Genomic DNA, 19,289 nt, shown 5'->3' with positions numbered 1-19,289 from the left:
AACCACTGCGCAATCGTCCATGACCGACTGGGTTTCGACAGGCCATCTGCCTACCGCGGCGGTGGTGCAGCAGCTGGTGGATGAAGCCCATCGCCGCTTCACCCCTGTGGAGGAGGGCGAGCTGGCCAGTTACATTCCGGCCCTGGCCACGGCCTCCCCATCTCACTTCGGGCTCTGCGTGGCCGCCACCGGGGGCCAGCTGTTCGAGGCGGGGGAGGCCGCTCAGCCCTTCAGCATCCAGAGCCTCTCGAAGCCGTTCCTGTTCGCCCTGATCTGCCAGGCGATCGGCGAGGACGAAGCCCGCGAGAAGCTGGGCGTGAACAGCACCGGCCTGCCCTTCAATTCCGTGCTGGCGGTGGAACGCAGCGGTGAGGGCCTCTCCAATCCGATGGTGAACGCCGGGGCGATCGCCGCCACGAGCCTGGCGCCTGGGGAGACCGCCGAAGCGAAATGGGCCTTCATCCAGGAGGGGTTCTCCCGCTTCGCCGGGCGGCCGCTGGCGATCGATCGGGCCGTCTATGCGTCGGAGCTGGCCACGAACCGGCGCAATGCCGGCATCGCCAGCCTGCTCAGCGAGCAGGAGCGCATCTGGTTCGATCCCGTGGCCGCCACCAATCTCTACACCCGCCAGTGCGCCCTGAGTGTCACGGCCCGGGACCTGTCTCTGATGGCCGCCACCCTGGCCAATGGTGGACGACAGCCGTGCACCGGTGAGCAGGTGATCGGGGCGGTGATCTGCCAGCACGTGTTGGCCGTGATGGTCACCGCTGGCCTCTATGAAACCTCCGGCGACTGGCTCTACGCCACCGGCCTGCCGGGCAAGAGCGGCGTTTCCGGCGGCATGATCACCGTGGCTCCGGGCAAGGGAGGCCTGGCCACCTTCTCGCCGCCCCTCGATGAGGCAGGCAACAGCGTGCGGGGCCAGCTCACCGCCCGTTTCCTTTCCGAGCGCCTAGGTCTGAATCTGTTCGCTTCCCGGTCGGAAGGCAAGGCCTGATTCCAGCGGGCGGCATAGAGGCGGTGAAGGAAGAAGGGGATCAGCACAGCGTTCACCAGATCGATGAAGAATGCCGAAACCAGCGGCAGCACGATGAAGGCTCTGAGGGGAGTTCCGAACCGCTGGGTCATCGCGGCCGTGTTGGCCATGGCGGTGGATACCAGGCGATCGTGGTGCCACGGCCACTGATCAGCGACCACCGTGCTCAGCACAAGCTGTACGACGAGGGCACGGCCGCCAACGACAGGTTCCGGAGTGGTGAATTCCTAAGGACTGTGCCTGAACTTATTCCTCAACGATGTTCATCTTTGCTAGTCTAGATACTAATGAATCGGAGCCGACAGCGTGCACGCGGACGGCTTCTGGGTTCTGCGCTGCCAGAGCGGTCCACACGCCCCAGCTGGCGGAATCGTTCGCCGCGTCGGATCAGGTGATCACGGTGGGGCGATCCATGTAGGTGCGTTGGCGGATCTCGGCCAGATCGTCGATGGCGCCGATCAGATCGCTGAGAGCGTCCTGGGGATCGAGGTGCAGGGCTCCGGTCGTCGGTACATAGCTCTCCAGGTAGACGCGCAGGGTGGCTCCCTGGGTGCCCGTGCCCGAGAGACGCAGCACCACGCGGCTGCCGTCTTCGAGCAGCAGCCTCAGCCCCTGCCCCCCGCTTGTCGAGCCGTCCACCGGGTCGGTGTAGCTGAAGTCGTCGGCGGTGGTGATGCTGCGGCCGGCGAAGCCGGTCCCCACCAGGGAGGGCAGCAGGGCCTTCAGGCGGTCGTAGAGGCCATGGGCCCTGTCGCTGGCGATCGCTTCGTAGTCGTGACGGGAGTAGTAGTGGCGGCCGAAGCGGCTCCAGTGGCCGGCCATCACCTCGGCCACCGAGCAGCGGCGTGTGGCCAGGATCTGCAGCCAGAACAGCACCGCCCAGAGACCATCCTTCTCGCGGATGTGGTCGCTGCCGGTGCCGAAGCTCTCCTCTCCGCAGAGGGTGATCCGGCCGGCATCAAGCAGGTTGCCGAAGAACTTCCAGCCCGTGGGGGTTTCGAAGCAGGGGATGGCCAGCTCCCTGGCCACCACATCCACCGCGGCGCTGGTGGGCATCGAGCGGGCCACCCCGGAGAGGCCGCCGGCGTAGCCGGGGGCCAGGGTGGCATTGGCGGTGAGCACCGCCAGGCTGTCGCTGGGGTTCACGAAGCAGCGCTGGCCCAGGATCATGTTGCGGTCGCCGTCGCCGTCGCAGGCGGCCCCGAAGCGGTAGGCGTCGCCATCAAGCAGCAGCTCGGCCAGCTCGTGGGCGTAGGTGAGATTGGGATCGGGGTGGCCCCCGCCGAAATCCTCCAGGGGAATGCCGTTTCGCACGGTGCCGGCCGGTGCCCCCAGCAGCCCCTCCAGCAGGCGGCTGGCGTAGGGACCGGTGACGGCATGCATGGCATCAAAGGCGATCGGGAAGTCGCCTCGCAGCATCTGGCTGATCGCGTCGAAATCGAACAGCCCCTGCAGCAGAGAGACGTAGTCGTCGACTCCGTCGATCACCTCGATGCTCAGCTCACCCAGGGCGTAGGCCCCTGGCGCTTCCAGGGATGGCGTCTCGGCGTCAACGATCCGGTAGCCCTCCAGCTGGGTGGTGGCGCTGTAGATGGCATCGGTGATCGATTCAGGGGCCGGCCCGCCATTGGCGCCGTTCACCTTGACGCCGAAATCACCCTCGGGGCCGCCGGGGTTGTGGCTAGCCGAGAGGATGATGCCGCCGATGGCCTGGTGCTTGCGGATCAGGTTCGAGGCGGCGGGGGTGGAAAGGATCCCGCCGGTGGTGGTGATCACCCGGGCCACCCCATGGGCGGCGGCCATGCGCGTGATCACATCGATCGCCCGTCGATTGCCGTAGCGGCCGTCGCCGCCAAGGATCAGCGTGCCCCCCGCCACTCCGGGCACCACCCGGAAGACCGCCTCCACGAAGCTCTCCAGGTAATGGGGCTGCTCGAACTGTCGGCTGCTTTTGCGCAGGCCGGAGGTGCCGGGTTTCTGGTCGGTGAAGGGGGCGCTCAGGAGCACCTGACGAACCGATGGCGATGGAGAGAGGGGCATGGCAGCGGCTTGGGCATCGGAGGAGGCGCTGCTGGTCATGGATGCCAACCTGGGGGAAATCTCACGCTAGCCCTGCAGCCAGGTGCCATCTGACACGTTGTGGGCCGCTGGCTAGCCTGGGCTCACTGCATGAGCTCAAAGTCGATGGCCTTCGCCAGCGCCCAGTCGACCCGGATCCAGGGGTTGTTGTTGGCCGTGGGTGCCCTCTCCATCACCCCAGCCCAGGCCGGAGTGATGGGGGCTGCGCCGGCCAAGCCGATGCCCCAGGCCATCAGCATCACCCGGCAGGCGGCCACGGCCGTGCTGGAGAAATCGGGCACCTCCAGTTGCCTCACCGGCAAGCTCACCAATGCCCTGCTCGGTCTGTCCTCCAGCTGCGAGGCCCAGGGCGATCGTTCTCCGATCTGTGCGTTGGCCAACCAGGCGGCGGTGAGCACCAGCTGGTCGATGGAGTTCATGGAGCGCACCTCCAAGGAACTGCTGAAGCTCTCGGACACGCCCGTGGCCACAACCCCCTGAGCTGGCGGCGGCCACCACGGCCATCAGGGTGGGTTCACCCTCACCAATCAGCGGTCGCCTGATCCGAAGCCGAAGCCAGAACCTGAGGGTCGAGTGCCACCCGAGCCACCTGGAGGTCCACCGGCGCTGGAATCAGGACCGCCTGGGCCACCGGCCCCGTCTTTTTTGGCCACGGGCTTGCTCAGCGGCCGGCAGCTGCTGACCACCCGATCAGCGGCGGCATTGATGTCGTCACGGCGCTTGAGGCTGTTGTCCGCGCCGGTGACGGCGATCTGAACCACACCCCAGAGGGCGTCCTTGCAGAAGCCCGCGAGCAGGGGGTGATCCATCAGCGGATCCGCCAGCTTGCGGGCCCGATCACATGGGGCGGCCGCATTCTCCCGGCCGCAGTCCAGGGCGGCCAGTTGCACCTGGCGCAGCGTCTCTGTGCTGGGGTAGATAGCGAAGAGGTCGTTGGCCTGGGCCGGGCCCATGGCCAGGCCTGGCGCAGCGAGCATGGCGGCGCTCAGCAGCGTGGCGGCAAGGCTTGATGGGGCCATCGATGCGCGGCAGCAAGTGCTCCCATCATGGCGGCGGCTCAGACCGTGAGCTGAATCTTGGCCAGACCCAGCCTCAGGGGGATCTGGCGCTGCCGCCAGGAGTGAGCGATCCGCTCCCCCAGCAATGGCGCCAGCTGCACCAAGGCGCGGCGCAGCAGGGGCGATCGCCGCAGCAGCTGCGCCTGACGCGCTTCCTGCTGCTGCAGGGCCTGGGCCCTGCGGATTTCAGGCACTCGTTCGGCCTCGATCTGCTCCAGGCTGCTGTCGATGGCGGTGGCATCGCCCGCCAACAGGGGCGCCAGCAGGTGGTTGGTGGCCACGATCGCATCGCGCAGGGCCATGTTGATCCCCTGGGCCCGGATCGGACTCATCGGGTGGGCCGCATCCCCCAGCAGCAGCAGGCCGGGGCGATGCCAGCGGCTGCAGCAGCCCACCTGCACCGAGAGCTTCAGCGGCGTGCTGATCGCTGGGGCCACCTGGCGCAGGTGATTCGCCAGCCAGGCCGGTGCCAAAGCCGCGAAGGCTTCGCCCCAGGCCTCGGGACTGCGCTCGATCCGCTCACCGCCGCTGAGCACCCAGCCCAACTGCAGTTCGCCCGGCAGGGCGCCGTGGAAGAGGCTGCAGGCGCTGCCGTCCTCACCCAGCAGCATGGTGAAGACGTTGTCGCCCTCGAAGCGGGGGTGACTGGGAAGACGGAACCAGAGCAGATCGATGGGGCTGCTCCGGCGCTCCAGCTCCAGCCCCGAGCGCTGCCGCAGCAGCGAGGAGCGGCCGTCGGTGGCCACCACCAGGGAGGCCCCAAGCCGGCTGCCATCGCTGAGCACCACCCCGGCGATGCGGTCCCCTGACTCGATCAGATCCACCACCGCCACCCCTGGCTTCCAGCCAAAGCCGCTGGCCCGGCTGGCCCGCTCCAGCAGGGCGTCGAGCAGTGCCGGCTGGGAGATCAGCGTGCAGGCTCGATCACCCTCCAGGGGTTCCTCCACCCGGAACAGCTCGTGGCCGTGCAGCTGGAACGACCAGGCGCTCAGGGGGCGCTGGGGCAGGCGGGCCAGCAGGGGCCCGCAGCCCATGGCCTCCAAGGCCGCCAGACCCGAGGGCATCAGCCCCTCGCCGCGAAACTGGCGCTGAAAATCCCGCGCCGCTTCCACCAGGGTCACCGGCACCCCCCGCTCGGCCAGCAGCATCGCCAGGGAGGCGCCGGCTGGTCCGGCGCCCACGATCACGACGGGCTGGGGCTGGTGGGCTGGGGTCATGGTCGTGGGTTCTGAGCTGTGGTGGCCAGGGGCCGCGCTGTGCCCTGGCCGCAGCTCTGGCGAACCCGTTCCAGCTTGCGCCGCAGCCGGGGGGTGATCCCCAGTTCAGCCCCTTGCCACATCCGGTCTTCCTCGCGGATGAAGTGCGCCGCCAGCTGGGGCGACTCCAGGATCATCAACGTTTCATCATTGCCGTGGGCGGCCGACGGGCTCCAGTTGAACGACCCGGTGATCACGGTCTTGCCATCCACCACGGCGAACTTGTGGTGCAGCTTGTCGCCGCGGGCCAGGCGGGGCGTTCCGACCCCGTTGATCGGCTGCTGCCAGGGGCTGTTGCCCTGCTCCAGTTTGCAGAAGCGATCGGGCATCGAGGCCCCCAGCAGGTCGAGCACCTCAGAGAAACTGCGGCTGGCGAAGCCGGGATCGGCCAGCACCCGGATCGCCACGCCCCGCTGCTGCAGCTCGGCGAGCCGGTCGGCCAGCCGCTGGGCTGAGAAGACGAACAGGCTCAGATCCAGCTGCCGCTGGGCCAGGGCCAGGCGTTGATCGAGCAGCAGCAGTCCATGGTTGAGATCCTTGCGGCGGTGGGGAGCAAAGAGCACCTCCACCCGGGTGGGCCCCACCATTACGGCCTGCACCGGGCCTTCGTTCTTGGCGATGCCGAACTGGCTGTCGGTGAGGCCGACGGGGCCATCCCCCCACATGCGGCTGAATTCCCTGCTGAACAGGGCGGCGAGATCCCGGCTCTCGATGCGCAGCAGATGGTTCACGTTGCCGCGGGTGCGGAGGTCGTCGGGGTCGCCGTGGATGCAGGAGGGGGTGAAATTGGCCGAGCCGCTCACCAGCCAGCGCTGGTCCACCACCATGTACTTGTGGTGCATCAGGCCACTGCCCGCACTGCCGTCGGCGGTGTCGTCGATCAGAGGAATGCCACCCCGATGCAGGATGCGCACCGCATCGCCCCGGTCGCGTTCGCTGGCGCTGAGGTGTCCGTCGTGGTTGCTGTCGGCCAGGGCCAGCAACTGGCGGTAGCGCCCCAGCTGATGGGAACTCAGCCCCATCGGCAACTGCTCACTGAAGGGGGTGCTGTAGGTGTTCTCGAGAATCACCCGTACGCGCACCCCCCGGCGTTTGCGCTCCACCAGGGCCTCGGCCACCCGGGGCAGGGACAGCTCCTGTACGGCCACCAGGATCTCGCTCTGGGCCCGTTCGATCGTTTCGAGCACTAGCGCCTCAAGGTCGTCGCCGCTGCGGCGCTCGCCGCTGATCGGGCTGCGGTAGTGGTGGTCGGCGCGATGGTTGAAGGCCACCTCGATCCCAGGCGGCAAGGGCAGATCAGGAGGCGCGGTGCCGAGGATGCGCGCGGCGGCGGAGCAACCACCAAGTCCCAGAGCCATCAGGCTGACCGCCAGTGGCAGAGTCCTGGACCGCCAGGTGACCTGTCGGCTTGGTGGGCCCGCCGGTGGACGGGCTGGTGGGGAGGGCACGGCGCTGGTTGGCGGCTCCCCTGAGCATTCCCCTCGGACGGGGGTTTGAGCTGGCCTTAGTGGTGACCAGGCCTCAGTGGTGACCGGGCATCTCAGCGGTGCGCAGCATCAGCACGAACCAGATGGTGCTCACCAGCACGGCCATGCCCACCGCTGTGCCGATGCCCACTTTGAGCATGAGCAATGGCACCAGAAAGGGCAGGGTGAGGGTGCCGGCCAGGGGGGTGAAAGCGACAAAGGCGCGCATCAGAACCACTCAGCCACGGCCTGACTGGAGGGATTGCTGTTGTCTTCGGGGGTGCTGCGCTTGAAGCTCAGGGTGATGTTGCGCTTCTGTTCGCCATCGGCGGCCACGGCCTGGATCGGATAGAGCTGCTGGCCGTCACGGAAGGGCACCTGCACGCGGAAGGTGCCATCGGAGGAGAGGGGCACTTCCTCCTCGCCGATGGTGAGCTTGGCCGAGGGATCCGTGGCGCCGTAGACGATCAGCTCGGCATCGGCCACCAGCCAGAAGGAACGCTGACGGGGCGCCACACCACCGATTCCTGAGTCGTTGCGGCCACTGGCCCAGAGGCCGATTCCCGAATCGCTCAGACTGCGCAGACCTGCGGTCGAGTCGGAATCCTCGAGCTCGTGGAAGGCTTCGGAGCCGCGACCGAAATGCTTCCAGCGCACTGTGGCCGACTGGTACAGGCGCTCGTGCAGACCACTGTCCACTTCGGCCGCATGGGGGGTCGGGCTGCTGTGGGGATAGGGGGTGCCGAGGGCTGTGTCGCTGGGGGCCGCCTCCAGGGAGAAGGGCACGAACTGATCGAGGATCTGCTCGCTTGGATGCAGGGCGGGTACCCGGGCCATGGCGGAGAAACCCATGGAGAGCCAGCCACCGCCGTGCTTGCGGTAGCCCAGTTCAACGCGGTAATCGCGATCGCTCAGGGGGACTGGCAGATACCACTCGGTGGCATGGCTGTCGACGGGGACCTCCTGGAGCGTGTGGGGGTGCGAGGCGCCCGCTGGCAGTCCGGTGACATCGGCGACCCGCAGGCAGAGCTGGCCGGCACCGGCCTCGATGGCTCTGAGGCGCTCGGGTTCTGCGATCTCCCAGAACACATAGGCCCATTGGGGGTCGCGGGGCAGGAACACCACCTTGGTTTCCGCTTCCGGGCGTGGGGCTGAGCCGAAGCCCGCTTCCAGCCTCTCAAGGGTTCCAGCAGCGGCAGCCGAGGGCCCCTCCGTTGGGGTGAGGGAAGGGCCGCCCGGCTCACTCTTGACGACCTGGATCTCGTTGACCAACTCCTCCTTGGACTTGCGGCTGTACAGGCTCACACCCAGATCACTGGCGATCTGGCGGAGCTGACGCAGCGTCATGCGGGCCAAGGACGAGATTGCCTGAGTCACCGTTTCTCCCAATTTCGTTTGTGGATCAGTTTGGGGTTAATCCCGCCCTTCTCAGCCATGCAGCATCGCTCCGTCAGCAACACCTGACTGGGCCTTCTCGGGATGGCCAACAAAAAAAACGGCGGGGTGAGCCGCCGTTTTGGTGGATGGTTCTGGCTGCAGAGTGCTGGAATCAGCGGCCAATGCTGCGGTAGGGAACCTTCGAGAGGTAATCCATGTTGGCATCGCCCGAGGAGCCGGAGCCGATGCGCATGGCAGGCAAGCTGCGCACCCAGGGCAGGTAGTCCTGGGGAAAGCCACCACGTCGCTGGCTGGCCCGCTTGGGCAGGCTCTTGGTGGTACCGGTGTAAATGATCTGGGGGAAACCCAGAATGCCGCGGTAGTAAGCCTCGTAGCGCGGGGAGGTGATGTTGAAGGGTGTTTCGCCCACCTCACGGGAGCCCACCACTCGGTTGCGATGGTAGGGAACGGTGTCGTAGCCGAAGTTCTCGAGGTATTCGTCGCTGTCGAGAATCTGATCAACGGCACCGACGATGCCCTTGGTCATGATCACCGCCGCCCAAGCGATTTCCTCGGCCTTGCCATACACTTGGCGGCCTAGAAGCTTCTCCACTAGGTGGCGAGCCACCCGGTAGTTGCTGTTGAGGTTGTAGAAGCTGCGTGTGAAGGTGTCCGAGAGGCAGAGGGCCCGGATGAAATCACGCACGGTGATCTGGTCATCGCGCAGTTGCGACTCCAGACTCGTGTCGCGGTCTACCTTGAAGGCGTGGAAAAAGATCTGACGGTAAGCCGTCTCGATCACCACATTCTGGGCGTTGCGGTCGAAGGCTTTGTCCAGCGAGACGCCTTTCGGATCCTCGTCGGAGCCCACACGGAACGCCTTCACTCGAGAGTTCTGGCTGGTGGGTGGGTACTGCAGAAGCGGGATCGCCACGCGAACATCGTCATCCGTCGCTGTGGATCGTAGAAGTCAGCCCCGGTGGAACCCGGCCCGGGGCGGCAGGGCTCACAGTCCGTAACGTTTGGGCGACCCGCTCGGGGCAGGGCCGCCCTACCAGCCGAAGGCCGAAACCAGTGCTTCGCGAGGGGCCTCCGCCGGGGCTGTGGCGCCCTCGCCCTCCAGGCAGCGGCTCTCCATGCAGAAGGAGGCGGTGTTGGAGAGCCCTTCCACCGTGCTGGTGCGCAGGCGCAGGTTGGGGTGGGGGAACCAGAAGCGCTCCAGGCTGGTCATGGTTTCGTAGGCGGTGGTCAGCAGCAGGCCGTCGCGCTCATCCATGCAGAAGTGGCCCGCCACCGGAGCGGTTTCCGCATAGCCCCGGTCACGCAGCAGCAGTCCCTCGCGTCCGGCGTCGTCGGTGGGGATCAGGCCGAACACCGACTCCCCCTGATGGGCTTCGCCGGCCTTGTCCCAGGCCATCGAGCCGCTCCAGCGCACCTGACAGCCCCCCACCAGTCCCGCCGGGTCCTGGCCGTGCAGTGCGGCGATCGCCTGCAGACGCGGGTCGCTGACCTCGACTTCCACCACTTCAATCATCGACCCCCCTGCCTCGGCGCGGCGGTGGAGGAGGTGGTGGCTGGTGCGCTGGGAGCGCCAGCGCCCGCAGCTGAGCCTGAAGAAACTGAGGGCGTCGACGATCGGAATGCTCACGGCTGCAGCACGGCTGCAGCGATGATCGCAACTCCCTCACCCCAGCCGTTACAAGGTGGCCAGCACGGGAGTCGTGGCGGCCCTGGCCGCAGCCCTCTGCTGGGCCCTTTCCAGCAGCCTCTGGCGCCGTCTGCCCACCTCCTTAAGCGCCGCCCAGCTCAACCTGGTCAAGAACCTGCTGGCAGTGGGGCTCCAGCTGCCGTTTCTGCTGCTGGGGGGCTGGCGGGTGGCGCCACCCGCGCTCCTGTTGCTGCTGGCCAGTGGCGTGCTCGGCATCGCCCTGGGGGACAGCTTCTATTTCGCGGCCCTGCGCCGACTGGGCACCCGTCGCACCCTCACCCTTGAAGCCGGCGGTCCAGCCCTGTCGCTGCTGGGCGGGGCCCTGTTCCTGGCCGAGTGGCCCCGCTGGCCCCAGGGGCTGGGGGTGGCGCTGATCTGCCTGTCGGTGGCGCTGGTGGCCCGCCAGCAGCCTCCGACCGGAGGGCCCGAAGTGGTGGCGCTGACCCCGGGGGGGCAGCGGCTGGGTCTGCTGCTGGCCTTCGCCGCCCTGGTCTGCGGCAGCGCCGGCGCCCTGCTCTCCAGGGCGGCTCTGCGCGATTCAGGCCTGCCGCCGCTGCAGTCGGCCACGCTGCGGCTGGCGGCCGCGGCCTTCGTGTTGTTGCCGTTGCTGTGGCGGCTGCCGCCCCCGGGGATGCGCCCGCGCCCCCTGCGGCGGCGCTGGCCCCTGGTGCTGCTGGCCACCCTGCTGGGCACCAGCGCCGGCATCGTCCTGCAGCAGACGGCCCTGCAGCACCTGCCGGCCGGTCTGGCCGTGGCCCTGCTGGCCACCGCTCCGGTGCTGGCCCTGCCGCTGGCGGGTCTGGAGGGGGACCGGCCGGGCCTCAGTGGACTGCTGGCGGCGGTGCTGGCCCTGGCCGGGGTCAGCCTGGTGGTGGGGCTGGGCTGGCGAGGCTGAGCCGTGCCCTGGCCTCAGCCTCCGCCCAGGTGATCAGGTCGCCGATCCCCAGGGCGAGGGGCTCGCAGCCTTGGCTGGCCGCCAGCTCCTTGAGCTGCAGGGCGCCGCGCTCCAGCTGGGTGAGGAAGGCCCGCTGAAACTCGGCATCGGCGGCGGCTCCGCCCTGCTTGGCGATCCAGGTGAGCAGCGCGGAGCGGGGTGGCAGGGGGCCTGCGTGGCTACCGGCCACCTGCTGAAGGGTGCGCAGGCAATGGGCCAGCAGGCGCAGGTGGTGGCGCTCAAGGCTGGGGAGCAGGGTGGCCTCGAGCAGGGCCACATCTGGGCTGGTGAGGGGCCCGGCCTGGGCCTCAGCCATCGTGGGAAATCGGGTTGGCGGCTTCTTTGCTCGGAGTGATGCGGAACCCGCAAGAGTGGCCGGCTTCCAGGCGCCAGTGCACCCGCTCCACACTGCAGTCGGGAAAGGTGTGACGCATCTGTTGCAATTCCTGGTCGCAAAGCACCGGGAACTGTTCAGCCAGGCGGGAGACGGAGCAGTGGAATTCGCTCATGCACCAGGAAAGCCCGTCGGCTTCGGGGTGGCAATCACTGACATAGCCCTCACTGCAGCGCAGTTCCACCAGACGCTCCAGGCGCTCAAGGAGGGGGCCCGTGCCGATCTGACGTCGGTAATCGTGAGCTTTGGCAATGGCCTGCTGGCGCAGCAGGGTCTGCACGGTGTCGGCGGGCAGGCTGTCGGCCATGGAGGTGAGCAGGGCGAGGGCGAAGTGCTCACTGCCGTTGGGGAACTGGTCGTGGCCTTCGGGGGTGAGGTGCCAGTGATTGCTGGGGCGCCCGGGCCCATCACCACTGGGGCTGCTGGCCACCAGGCCGTCGTCTTCAAGGCTGCGCAGATGGCGACGCATGACCTGGACCGACACCCCCAGCAGCTCCGCCAGCTGGGCGGCTGTAGCTTCGCCTTGGCGCAGGAGCAGAGCCAGGGCTGCTTCTCGGGTTGGGGCCTGGGTGGAGGCGCTCATCGGACATTCAGCCCGGTCCGTCCGGTCGCGAACCTTCACCACACGTTGCCACGCGCTTGTCGATGTTGTGGCCATGGGCAGTCCACAATGGTCCCAGTCCCCATCACCAGCTCAGCTGCCCTAGGGTTGCCAGTATCGAAACGATTGAGTTTCGTAATTGGTTGATGCTGTCAGTTCGGTCCAGCGAACTCTGTTGGCAGATTCCTCTTCAGGCGATCTGCTTCAAGAGCTTCAGTCTCTTTTCGCCGCCCTGCCACCGCTGGGTTCTGTCTCCGCCCTCCCGCTGCCGCTGTTTTCCGCTCCGGCCTCGGTGACTCCCTTGTTTTTCTGAATTCATGTCCGACGCCCCCTCCGCCACGGCCGCCCCCAGCAGCGAAAGCCTGGAGCTGATCCGGCGTTTCGCCGAGGCCTACGCCAAGCGGACTGACACCTATTTCTGCAGTGATCCCGGGGTGACGGCGGTGGTGTTGGAAGGGCTGGCTCGCCACAAGGAGCAGCTGGGGGCGGCCCTTTGCCCCTGCCGCCACTATGAGGACAAGCAGGCCGAGGCGGAGCAGGCCTTCTGGAACTGCCCCTGCGTGCCGATGAGAGAGCGCAAGGAGTGCCACTGCATGCTCTTCCTCACCGAAGACAATCCCTTCCGCGGCGAACAGCAGACCATCGGCCTTGAGGAGATCAAGACCCACATCGAATCCCCCGCCGCCTGAATGCCATGAGCAGCTCCACCAGCGTCGGCGACCTTGTCAGTCAGCCCTATAAGTATGGGTTCGTCACTGATATCGAAACTGACAAGATCGATAAGGGTCTCAGCGAAGATGTTGTCCGGCTGATCTCCTCCAAAAAAGATGAGCCGCAGTTCCTGCTTGATTTCCGCCTACGGGCTTACAAGCAGTGGTTGCGCATGGAGGAGCCTGACTGGGCGACACTGGGCCATCCGGCGATTGATTATCAGGAGATGATCTATTACGCCGCCCCTCGCCAACAGGAGAAAAAGGCGAGCCTCGATGAGGTGGATCCCAAGCTGCTGGAAACCTTCGAAAAGCTCGGTATTCCTCTCAGTGAGCAGAAGCGCCTCAGCAATGTGGCCGTTGATGCGGTCTTCGACAGCGTTTCGATCGCCACCACCTATCGCGAGAAGCTTGCAGAACACGGCGTGATCTTCTGCTCGATCAGTGAGGCCGTCAAGGATCACCCCGATCTGATCGAGCGCTACCTCGGCACGGTGGTGCCCAGCAACGACAACTTCTTCGCAGCCCTGAATTCAGCCGTGTTTAGCGACGGCTCCTTTGTGTTCATCCCCAAGGGTGTGGCGTGTCCGATGGAGCTCTCCACCTACTTCCGCATTAATTCCGGTGACACCGGTCAGTTTGAGCGCACCTTGATCGTGGCCGAAGAGGGCGCCTCGGTGAGCTATCTGGAGGGCTGCACCGCCCCGATGTTTGATACTAACCAGCTGCACGCGGCGGTAGTCGAACTGGTCACGCTCGATGATGCCTCGATCAAGTACTCCACCGTTCAGAACTGGTATGCCGGTGATGAGAACGGAGTGGGCGGAATCTACAACTTCGTAACCAAGCGCGGCCACTGCCGTGGCGACCGCAGCCACATCAGCTGGACCCAGGTGGAAACCGGCTCGGCGATCACCTGGAAGTATCCCAGTTGTGTGCTGCAGGGCGCAGACTCCGTCGGTGAGTTCTACTCCGTGGCCCTCACCAATAATCTTCAGCAGGCCGACACCGGCACCAAGATGGTGCATGTGGGTCCCCGCACCCGCTCCACGATTGTGAGCAAGGGCATCAGCGCCGGCCGCTCCTCCAACAGTTACCGCGGTCTGGTGCAGATCGGCCCGAAGGCCACGGGTGCGCGCAACTACAGCCAGTGCGATTCGATGCTGATTGGTGATCAGGCGGCTGCCAATACCTACCCCTACATACGCTCGCAGCAACCCGAGGCCAGCGTGGAGCACGAGGCCAGCACCTGCCGCATCTCCGCCGATCAGCTCTTCTATCTCCAGAGTCGCGGCATCGGCTTCGAGGAAGCAGTCTCGATGATGGTGAGTGGCTTCTGCCGCGATGTCTTCAACCAGCTGCCGATGGAATTCGCCGCCGAGGCCGACAAGCTCCTCGCCCTCAAGTTGGAGGGGTCGGTGGGCTGATCACCCCGGTCTTCTCCCCCAGGCTTTGTTCCTCTGGAGCGTCGCTCCTTCTCCTGTTGTTTCCCCTGTTCCGCCCCCTGTGATTCGCCCCGACGCCGATACCCTCCTCGAGATTGTTGACCTGCAGGCCCGGGTGGAGGACAAGCCGATCCTCAAGGGAGTGAATCTCACGATCAAGGCCGGAGAGATCCATGCGGTGATGGGCCGCAACGGCAGCGGCAAGAGCACCCTCTCCAAGGTGCTGGCAGGCCATCCCGCTTACACCGTGACCGGCGGCAGCGTGCTTTACCGCGGCGCCAATCTTCTGGATCTGGAACCGGAGCAGCGGGCCCGCCTGGGCCTGTTCCTCGGATTCCAGTACCCAGTGGAGATCCCCGGGGTGAGCAACCTCGAGTTCCTGCGGGTGTCCACCAACGCCCGTCGCGGTGAGAAGGGCGAGGAGGAACTCGATACTTTTGCGTTCGAAGATCTGGTGCGCGAACGCTTGCAGGTGGTGCAGATGGACCCAGCCTTCCTTGAGCGCAGCGTCAATGAGGGCTTCTCAGGTGGTGAGAAGAAGCGCAACGAGATCCTGCAGATGGCCCTGCTGGATCCCCTGGTGGCGATCCTCGATGAAACCGATTCCGGCCTTGATATCGACGCCCTGCGCATCGTGGCTGGCGGCGTGAATCATCTGGCCAGCCCCGACAACGCCACCCTGTTGATCACCCACTACCAGCGTCTGCTGGATGTGATCACTCCCGACTATGTGCATGTGATGGCCGGCGGCCGCATCCTGCGCACCGGCGGCAAGGAGCTGGCGCTGGAGCTGGAGGATCGCGGTTACGACTGGGTGGACCAGGAGCTGGCTGTGCTGGAGGTGGCCTGATGGTGGCGGCGATGTCCAATTCCGCGTCCAACTCGGCGGCTGTGGCCGCCTCCAGCTGGGTGACTACTTTCCTGGAGCGATTGCCTGCCCCGGCCGGTGAACTTGAAGCGGTGCAATGGCGCGGCCGCGAGGCCCTCTCCCGCCAGCCGCTGCCCACCCGCCGCCAGGAAGACTGGCGCTTCACCGACCTTGCCCCGCTCACGGCGCTGACCCCGGCCCTGGCTCCGGCCGGCGAGCAGGGCAGCTGGCCGGAGCCCGCCGCCGGTGCGGTGCGGCTCTGGCTCGATGCCCCTGGGGATCCCCTGGCCGGGCAGAGCCTGCCGGCTGGGATTTCGCTGCTGGGCGCTGATGAGGTGCAGCAGGCCCTGGGTCACACCTTGGCCGCCTGCAACTGCGAGCAGCATTGGCCGGTGGAGCTCAACCAGGCCAGCGCTCCGCGGGTGCTGGCGCTGCGGGTGAGCGCTGTGGTGGCCCCAATCCTGGAGCTGGTGAGCCAGGCCGCCGGAGATGGGGTGATGCGCCCCGTGCGGGTGTTATTGCTGCTGGAGGAGAAGGCCAGCCTGGAGGTGCTGCAGGTGCAGCTTGGCTCCGGCAGTAGCCTCACCAGCCTGGTGATCGAAGCCCATCTGGGCCGTGAATCAACCTTGCGCCATGGCCTGCTGGCCCTGGGCGAAAGTCCGGCCTGCTTCCTCGGCCATCTGGCGGTGGAGCAGGAGCCCCGCAGCCTGCTGGAGTCGGTGTGGGCCAGCCATGGCTGGGCGCTCTCGCGCTTTGAACCACGGGTGGTGCAGGTGGATGGTGAGGCCACCACCAGCCTCAAGGCCTTGCAGCTGGCCGATGGCCAGCAGTTGGCCGACACCCACAGCCGCGTCGAATTCCGCGGCCCCGAAGGCCAGCTCGATCAACTCCACAAGGCCATTGCCGACGACCGCGGCCGCAGTGTTTTCAACGGAGCCGTGAAGGTGCCCCGGGCCGCCCAGCGCACCAATGCCTCCCAGCTCAGCCGCAACCTGCTGCTCTCCAACCAGGCCCGGATCGACACCAAGCCGGAACTGGAGATCGTGGCCGACGACGTGCGCTGCGCCCATGGCGCCACTGTGAGCCGTCTGCAGACCGACGAGCTGTTCTACCTGCAGAGCCGGGGCCTCTCGGCGGCGGTGGCCGCCGGCTTGCTCAAGCGCGGCTTCTGCGAGGAGGTGCTGCGCGCCCTGCCCGCAGCGGCGGCGGCCTGGAGACCGCTGCAGAGACTGCTGGGGGAGGCCTGATGACGATGCTGTCCACCGCCAACACCGCCAACACAGCTACCGCTGTCACTGCTGCCGCTAATCCTGCCGCTGCTGCTACCCCTGCTGATGCTGTTGCGGCCAACCCCGCCACGGATCTGGCCGCGCTCACCCGCGCCGATTTCCCACTGCTGGCTGATCAGGCCTGCCTGGGTCAGCCGCTGATCTACCTGGATCACGCCGCCACCAGCCAGAAGCCCAAGGCGGTGCTGGAGGCCTTGCAGCGCTATTACTCCCACGACAACGCCAACGTGCACCGGGGCGCTCACCAGCTCAGCGCCCGCGCCACCGATGCCTTTGAGGGTGCCCGCGACAAGACCGCCCGCTTTGTGGGCGCCGCCACGCCCCGGGAGATCGTCTTCACCCGCAATGCCAGTGAGGCGATCAATCTGGTGGCCCGCAGCTGGGGCGATGCCTTTCTGCGCCCGGGCGATGAGATTGTGCTCACGGTGATGGAGCACCACAGCAATCTGGTGCCCTGGCAGCAGCTGGCTGCGCGCACGGGCGCCCGTCTGCGCCACGCCGGCCTCACGGCCAGCGGAGAGCTTGACCTGGAGGATCTGCGCGCGCAGATCAATGAGCGCACCCGGCTGGTGAGCGTGGTGCAGATCAGTAACACCCTGGGCTGCCACAACCCGATCGGCGCGATCTCGGAGCTCACCCATGCCGCCGGCGCCCTGCTGCTGGTGGATGCCTGCCAGAGCCTGCCGCACCTGCCGGTGAACGTGCAGTCGCTGGGGGCTGATTTCCTGGTGGGGTCGTCCCACAAGCTCTGTGGCCCCACGGGCATGGGCTTCCTCTGGGCACGGGAGGCGCTGCTGGAGGTGATGCCGCCGTTCCTGGGCGGCGGTGAAATGATCCAGGACGTGTATCTCGACCACAGCACCTGGGCCGAGCTGCCCCACAAGTTCGAGGCGGGCACCCCGGCGATTGGTGAAGCCGTGGGCATGGGTGCCGCCATTGACTATCTCAATGCCCTGGGGCTGGATCGCATCCACGCCTGGGAGCAGAGGCTCACCGCCCATCTCTTCCAGCGGCTGCAGGCGGTCGATGGGCTCAGGGTGCTGGGACCCACCCCTCAGGAGCAACCCGATCGCGGCGCCCTGGCGGCCTTCGTGGTGGAGGGCCTGCATGCCAACGACATCTCCGCCTTGCTCGATGCCAGCGGCATCTGCATCCGTAGCGGGCACCACTGCACCCAGCCCCTGCATCGCCACTACGGCATCAGCGGTTCTGCGCGCGCCAGCCTCAGCTTCACCACCACCCTTGAGGAAATCGACCGCTTTGCTGAAGAGCTGGTCAGCAGTGTGGCCTTCCTACGGGAGCACGGCTGAGCTGGGGGCTCCTTGATGCTGGAGCTCGTGGCGGCGCTGCTGATCGATCTCTCCGAGCAGAAGCTTTACGCCTACGACGATCAGTAGCGCTTGCTCTATGCCGCCCTGGTGACGCTGGTGGGGCCCGATTACCGCATCCCCGCAGTGCCGAACGTGATCTGTCTCAGCGGCGGCGGCCTGGCTCCGGATCGCCTCTGCCTGCATCTGGCACCCTGGCAGGAGTGGGCCGGGGAGTGCTTCGGCGTGGCCCGCTGGCTGTTTCCGCGCACGGCCGTGGGCACACCGGTGGAGATTCGGCCCTGAGCGGCGGTCAGCCCACGGGAGTCAGGGCGGCGAGGGCTTCGGCCCGGTGACGGCCGCGCCAGAGCCACTGCCAGCGCCAGCCGCAGGCTTCCGCGGTGCGCTGGATGGCTGCCGCGTCAGCGGGCTGATCGAAGCTGCTGAGGTGATCGATCACCTGCTGCTGTTCATCGGCGGCGAGAGCCTGCCAGCCGTGGTGGATGCGCCGGATATAGCGGGCTACATAGTCGTCGCGGCTTTCTCCGGGTTCACGGAACACATCGATCCAGAGCAGCATCCCGGTGGGGGTGAGCCGGTGGCGCACGGCCGAGAGGAACTGGAGCTTCTCGTCGGTGTTGAGGTGATGCACCGCGAAGGAGCTGTGGATCAGGTCCACCGGACGGGCGGGGGTGGAGCCGGGATCGCCGGAGACGGATTGTTCGAGCGCCCAGGTGAGCAGATCCTGCTCGCGCCAGGCGCAGGGGTAGGGCACCCCCTGCAGCTGCGCGGCGGCGTGGGGCAGCACGGAGGCGGAGAGATCAAGCCCGAGGTAGGAGCCCAGGGGTAAGCGGCGCAGCAGCGGTGCCAGCAGGGCGAGATCCCCGCAGCCGAGGTCCACCATGTGGGGCGGTGACGATCCTTCTGGCCGCGAAGCCAGCCAGCCCTCGATCGCCGCCGTGGTGGCCGCCGAGAGCGCTTGGTGCTCCATCAGGTCTGCGTCGACCACCCGGCGGTAGGTGCTCCATTGACGGTCGAAGAAGTCCATGCCTGAGGCTGACCAGCCGCTGAGGCCGCCGATCGTGCGCTGAGCGTAGGCGGCTTGGCGAGGGACAGGTGAGCGCCTCAACCCAGAACCAGGCTTTGAGTGCGCTGCTGTTTCTGTTTCGGGAGTTGTTGGAGCTGGATGTGGAGCTCGAGGGTGTGGTGCGGACGCGGACGCGCAAGCGGCTGCCGGTGGTGCTGACGCCGGAGGAGGTGCGGGCGGTGCTGGAGCGGATGGATGGCGTGGAGGCACTTGTGGCGGGGCTGCTTTACGGCAGCGGGCTGCGACTCCTGGAGGCACTGCGGCTGCGGGTGCAGGACCTGGATTTCAGCCGGAAGCAGCTCACCGCGCGCGATGGCAAGGGTTCCAAGGATCGCCGCACCCTGTTGCCCACCCGTGTAGGGGAGAAGCTGGGGCTTCACCTGGAGAAGGTTCGTCGATTGCATCAGACGGACCTGGCAGAGGGCTATGGCCGGGTACAGCTGCCCCATGCGCTGGGACGGAAATACCCCAATGCCGCGGTGGAGTGGTCCTGGCAGTGGGTGTTTCCGCAGACGCATCGCTGGACTGATCCAGCCCTGACTGCCCGACACAAGTCTGAGAACCCTTGCAACAGCATGCGTCTCAGTCAATGGGGTGGGCAGGGAGCCATGGGAGCTTGGGGCTGCGAAACCAATCCAATCCCCAGTGGATCCCCAGACCCGGCTCCATCGTGA

Annotated in this window: 21 protein-coding genes; 10 read left to right on the top strand and 11 right to left on the bottom strand. The window is 66.8% G+C overall.

Annotated elements, in window-relative coordinates; translation table 11 throughout:
* The first annotated feature begins 19 nt into the window (after positions 1-19).
* Positions 20-997 carry a glutaminase A gene (gene glsA, locus KBY67_RS11185; protein WP_255111117.1) on the top strand — a complete coding sequence of 326 codons (978 nt, stop codon included), beginning with the start codon at positions 20-22 and terminating at the stop codon, positions 995-997.
* A 426-nt stretch (positions 998-1,423) separates the two neighbouring features.
* Here glsA and KBY67_RS11180 read toward each other — a convergent pair whose 3' ends face one another.
* Complete coding sequence (locus tag KBY67_RS11180; RefSeq protein WP_255111133.1) at positions 1,424-3,076, bottom strand: alpha-D-glucose phosphate-specific phosphoglucomutase; 1,653 nt, start codon at positions 3,074-3,076, stop codon at positions 1,424-1,426.
* A gap of 129 nt (positions 3,077-3,205) precedes the next feature.
* Here KBY67_RS11180 and KBY67_RS11175 point away from each other — a divergent pair, with 129 nt between their 5' ends.
* Entirely contained in the window at positions 3,206-3,595 is a 390-nt protein-coding gene (locus KBY67_RS11175; RefSeq protein WP_255111116.1) for a hypothetical protein, read from the top strand.
* A gap of 47 nt (positions 3,596-3,642) precedes the next feature.
* Here KBY67_RS11175 and KBY67_RS11170 read toward each other — a convergent pair whose 3' ends face one another.
* The 7 genes from KBY67_RS11170 to KBY67_RS11140 form a co-directional block, all read right to left on the bottom strand.
* The gene (locus tag KBY67_RS11170) at positions 3,643-4,134 is read right to left on the bottom strand and encodes a hypothetical protein (protein ID WP_255111114.1); all 492 of its coding nucleotides are present in this window, start codon (positions 4,132-4,134) and stop codon (positions 3,643-3,645) included.
* A gap of 38 nt (positions 4,135-4,172) precedes the next feature.
* A complete protein-coding gene (locus KBY67_RS11165) occupies positions 4,173-5,390 on the bottom strand; it encodes an FAD-dependent oxidoreductase (RefSeq protein WP_255111113.1) in 1,218 nt (405 codons plus the stop codon).
* The gene (locus tag KBY67_RS11160; protein ID WP_255111112.1) at positions 5,387-6,787 is read right to left on the bottom strand and encodes a phospholipase D-like domain-containing protein; all 1,401 of its coding nucleotides are present in this window, start codon (positions 6,785-6,787) and stop codon (positions 5,387-5,389) included. The genes KBY67_RS11165 and KBY67_RS11160 overlap by 4 nt, the downstream gene beginning before the upstream one ends.
* A 163-nt stretch (positions 6,788-6,950) precedes the next feature.
* Positions 6,951-7,124, bottom strand: coding sequence for a hypothetical protein (locus KBY67_RS11155; RefSeq protein WP_255111111.1), 174 nt, complete (start codon positions 7,122-7,124; stop codon positions 6,951-6,953).
* Positions 7,124-8,242 carry a DUF4912 domain-containing protein gene (locus KBY67_RS11150; RefSeq protein WP_255111132.1) on the bottom strand — a complete coding sequence of 373 codons (1,119 nt, stop codon included), beginning with the start codon at positions 8,240-8,242 and terminating at the stop codon, positions 7,124-7,126. Before KBY67_RS11150 ends, KBY67_RS11155 begins: the two co-directional genes overlap by 1 nt.
* 202 nt (positions 8,243-8,444) lie before the next feature.
* The gene (locus KBY67_RS11145; RefSeq protein WP_255111110.1) at positions 8,445-9,206 is read right to left on the bottom strand and encodes a phycobilisome rod-core linker polypeptide; all 762 of its coding nucleotides are present in this window, start codon (positions 9,204-9,206) and stop codon (positions 8,445-8,447) included.
* Between the two features lie 117 nt (positions 9,207-9,323).
* The gene (locus KBY67_RS11140; RefSeq protein ID WP_255111109.1) at positions 9,324-9,920 is read right to left on the bottom strand and encodes a phycobiliprotein lyase; all 597 of its coding nucleotides are present in this window, start codon (positions 9,918-9,920) and stop codon (positions 9,324-9,326) included.
* A 55-nt stretch (positions 9,921-9,975) separates the two neighbouring features.
* Here KBY67_RS11140 and KBY67_RS11135 point away from each other — a divergent pair, with 55 nt between their 5' ends.
* Entirely contained in the window at positions 9,976-10,875 is a 900-nt protein-coding gene (locus KBY67_RS11135) for an EamA family transporter (RefSeq protein WP_255111108.1), read from the top strand.
* Here the strand turns inward: KBY67_RS11135 and KBY67_RS11130 are convergent.
* Both KBY67_RS11130 and sufR read right to left on the bottom strand, forming a co-directional pair.
* The gene (locus KBY67_RS11130; RefSeq protein WP_255111107.1) at positions 10,841-11,230 is read right to left on the bottom strand and encodes a hypothetical protein; all 390 of its coding nucleotides are present in this window, start codon (positions 11,228-11,230) and stop codon (positions 10,841-10,843) included. The two genes, KBY67_RS11135 and KBY67_RS11130, sit on opposite strands and share 35 nt — an antisense overlap.
* A complete protein-coding gene (gene sufR, locus KBY67_RS11125; RefSeq protein WP_255111106.1) occupies positions 11,223-11,891 on the bottom strand; it encodes an iron-sulfur cluster biosynthesis transcriptional regulator SufR in 669 nt (222 codons plus the stop codon). Before sufR ends, KBY67_RS11130 begins: the two co-directional genes overlap by 8 nt.
* Positions 11,892-12,226: 335 nt before the next feature.
* Between sufR and KBY67_RS11120 the strand changes: the two genes are divergently transcribed.
* The 6 genes from KBY67_RS11120 to KBY67_RS11095 all read left to right on the top strand — a co-directional run bounded on the left by KBY67_RS11120 (position 12,227) and on the right by KBY67_RS11095 (position 17,834).
* Positions 12,227-12,598 (top strand): ferredoxin-thioredoxin reductase catalytic domain-containing protein, encoded by a 372-nt coding sequence (locus tag KBY67_RS11120; RefSeq protein WP_255111105.1) that lies wholly within the window; start codon positions 12,227-12,229, stop codon positions 12,596-12,598.
* Between the two features lie 5 nt (positions 12,599-12,603).
* Positions 12,604-14,046, top strand: a complete 1,443-nt coding sequence (sufB, locus tag KBY67_RS11115; protein ID WP_255111104.1) for a Fe-S cluster assembly protein SufB — start codon at positions 12,604-12,606, stop codon at positions 14,044-14,046.
* A 79-nt stretch (positions 14,047-14,125) separates the two neighbouring features.
* Positions 14,126-14,914: a Fe-S cluster assembly ATPase SufC gene (sufC, locus tag KBY67_RS11110; protein WP_255111103.1), complete on the top strand. Its 789-nt coding sequence runs from the start codon at positions 14,126-14,128 to the stop codon at positions 14,912-14,914.
* An 11-nt stretch (positions 14,915-14,925) separates the two neighbouring features.
* Entirely contained in the window at positions 14,926-16,179 is a 1,254-nt protein-coding gene (locus KBY67_RS11105; RefSeq protein WP_255111102.1) for a SufD family Fe-S cluster assembly protein, read from the top strand.
* A 5-nt stretch (positions 16,180-16,184) separates the two neighbouring features.
* On the top strand, positions 16,185-17,531 hold the full coding sequence (locus KBY67_RS11100) for a SufS family cysteine desulfurase (RefSeq protein WP_399214350.1): 1,347 nt from the start codon (positions 16,185-16,187) through the stop codon (positions 17,529-17,531).
* 90 nt (positions 17,532-17,621) lie between these two features.
* Positions 17,622-17,834 (top strand): L,D-transpeptidase, encoded by a 213-nt coding sequence (locus tag KBY67_RS11095; protein ID WP_255111100.1) that lies wholly within the window; start codon positions 17,622-17,624, stop codon positions 17,832-17,834.
* Positions 17,835-17,841: 7 nt separating this feature from the next.
* Here KBY67_RS11095 and KBY67_RS11090 read toward each other — a convergent pair whose 3' ends face one another.
* Complete coding sequence (locus KBY67_RS11090; protein ID WP_255111099.1) at positions 17,842-18,576, bottom strand: class I SAM-dependent methyltransferase; 735 nt, start codon at positions 18,574-18,576, stop codon at positions 17,842-17,844.
* Between the two features lie 68 nt (positions 18,577-18,644).
* On the opposite strand from KBY67_RS11090, the gene KBY67_RS11085 reads away from it, so the two are divergent.
* Complete coding sequence (locus KBY67_RS11085) at positions 18,645-19,289, top strand: tyrosine-type recombinase/integrase (protein ID WP_255111098.1); 645 nt, start codon at positions 18,645-18,647, stop codon at positions 19,287-19,289.

This window comes from Synechococcus sp. RedBA-s, assembly GCF_024345495.1.
Classification (GTDB): Bacteria; Cyanobacteriota; Cyanobacteriia; order PCC-6307; family Cyanobiaceae; genus Regnicoccus_A.
This window is presented reverse-complemented; position numbering and strand designations above follow the sequence as displayed.

What these genes read in the sequence shown, in the direction of transcription:
- glsA (WP_255111117.1), top strand. Translation starts at nt 20, where the DNA reads ATGACCGACTGGGTTTCGACAGGCCATCTGCCTACCGCGGCGGTGGTG.
- KBY67_RS11180 (WP_255111133.1), bottom strand. Translation starts at nt 3,076, where the DNA reads ATGCCCCTCTCTCCATCGCCATCGGTTCGTCAGGTGCTCCTGAGCGCC.
- KBY67_RS11175 (WP_255111116.1), top strand. Translation starts at nt 3,206, where the DNA reads ATGAGCTCAAAGTCGATGGCCTTCGCCAGCGCCCAGTCGACCCGGATC.
- KBY67_RS11170 (WP_255111114.1), bottom strand. Translation starts at nt 4,134, where the DNA reads ATGGCCCCATCAAGCCTTGCCGCCACGCTGCTGAGCGCCGCCATGCTC.
- KBY67_RS11165 (WP_255111113.1), bottom strand. Translation starts at nt 5,390, where the DNA reads ATGACCCCAGCCCACCAGCCCCAGCCCGTCGTGATCGTGGGCGCCGGA.
- KBY67_RS11160 (WP_255111112.1), bottom strand. Translation starts at nt 6,787, where the DNA reads ATGGCTCTGGGACTTGGTGGTTGCTCCGCCGCCGCGCGCATCCTCGGC.
- KBY67_RS11155 (WP_255111111.1), bottom strand. Translation starts at nt 7,124, where the DNA reads ATGCGCGCCTTTGTCGCTTTCACCCCCCTGGCCGGCACCCTCACCCTG.
- KBY67_RS11150 (WP_255111132.1), bottom strand. Translation starts at nt 8,242, where the DNA reads ATGACGCTGCGTCAGCTCCGCCAGATCGCCAGTGATCTGGGTGTGAGC.
- KBY67_RS11130 (WP_255111107.1), bottom strand. Translation starts at nt 11,230, where the DNA reads ATGGCTGAGGCCCAGGCCGGGCCCCTCACCAGCCCAGATGTGGCCCTG.
- sufR (WP_255111106.1), bottom strand. Translation starts at nt 11,891, where the DNA reads ATGAGCGCCTCCACCCAGGCCCCAACCCGAGAAGCAGCCCTGGCTCTG.
- KBY67_RS11120 (WP_255111105.1), top strand. Translation starts at nt 12,227, where the DNA reads ATGTCCGACGCCCCCTCCGCCACGGCCGCCCCCAGCAGCGAAAGCCTG.
- sufB (WP_255111104.1), top strand. Translation starts at nt 12,604, where the DNA reads ATGAGCAGCTCCACCAGCGTCGGCGACCTTGTCAGTCAGCCCTATAAG.
- KBY67_RS11105 (WP_255111102.1), top strand. Translation starts at nt 14,926, where the DNA reads ATGTCCAATTCCGCGTCCAACTCGGCGGCTGTGGCCGCCTCCAGCTGG.
- KBY67_RS11100 (WP_399214350.1), top strand. Translation starts at nt 16,185, where the DNA reads ATGCTGTCCACCGCCAACACCGCCAACACAGCTACCGCTGTCACTGCT.
- KBY67_RS11090 (WP_255111099.1), bottom strand. Translation starts at nt 18,576, where the DNA reads ATGGACTTCTTCGACCGTCAATGGAGCACCTACCGCCGGGTGGTCGAC.